The organism is Ruegeria sp. BF6 (assembly GCF_056538665.1).
In genome coordinates this window covers 1-745 of sequence record NZ_JBQFTN010000054.1, presented here as the reverse complement: position 1 = coordinate 745, position 745 = coordinate 1, and the positions used below count along the sequence as shown (strand labels likewise).

1 protein-coding gene is annotated in these 745 nt (G+C 58.9%); it reads right to left on the bottom strand.

Features of this window, described 5'->3' with window-relative positions:
* Window positions 1-653, bottom strand: a 653-nt coding sequence (locus tag ACR0IM_RS24535; RefSeq protein ID WP_480683492.1) for a sugar transferase, incomplete at its 3' end; no start/stop codon positions are given.
* Between the last annotated feature and the right edge of the window lie 92 nt (window positions 654-745).

Here is a 745-nt window from a genome sequence, read left to right as displayed (position 1 = left end):
GTCTGGGAGATGATCCTGATATCGTTAAGAAAGCTGCGCCGGTTCAGGTAGGCGACATCCAGCGCGACCCGCTCGCCATAGCTGATATCGTTGCGCCCCGAGACCTGCCACAGCCCGGTGATCCCCGGTTTCTGCGCCAGATAGGCCGAAGCGGACCTGCCGTATTTGACCAGTTCGATGGCCACAACAGGGCGCGGGCCGACAAAGCTCATCTCGCCTTTCAGCACGTTCCAGATCTGCGGCAGCTCGTCCAGGCTGGTCTTGCGCAGGATGCGACCCAGCCGGTTGATGCGCGGATCATCGGTCAGTTTATGGTCGCGTTCCCATTCGGCTGCGGCTTCGGGATTGGTGTCCAGATAGGCCTGCAGCCGCGCTTCGGCATCCGCCACCATACTGCGAATCTTCCAGCATTTGAACGGCTTGGCGTTCTGACCCACTCGGGTATGACCGAAAAAGCCCGGGCCACCGTCCAGGCGCACGAGGCACCACAGCAGCGCGATGACCGGCGCAACGGCCGGCAGCAGCAGCAGCGCAAACACGATGTCAAAGGCTCGCTTACCAAGACCCGAATACAGGCCCAGAGGCGCCCGGTGCGGAACCGGCTGTTCCGCTGATCTGTTATCCGAAGTCGTTGAGGAAGCAAAATCCAACATCTAAATTTATCCTGACTCTATAGAGCAACTGCTAATGCATCAAAGAAGCAATCAAACGGCGCCCCGGATAAACCCGCGACGAAACGTATTTA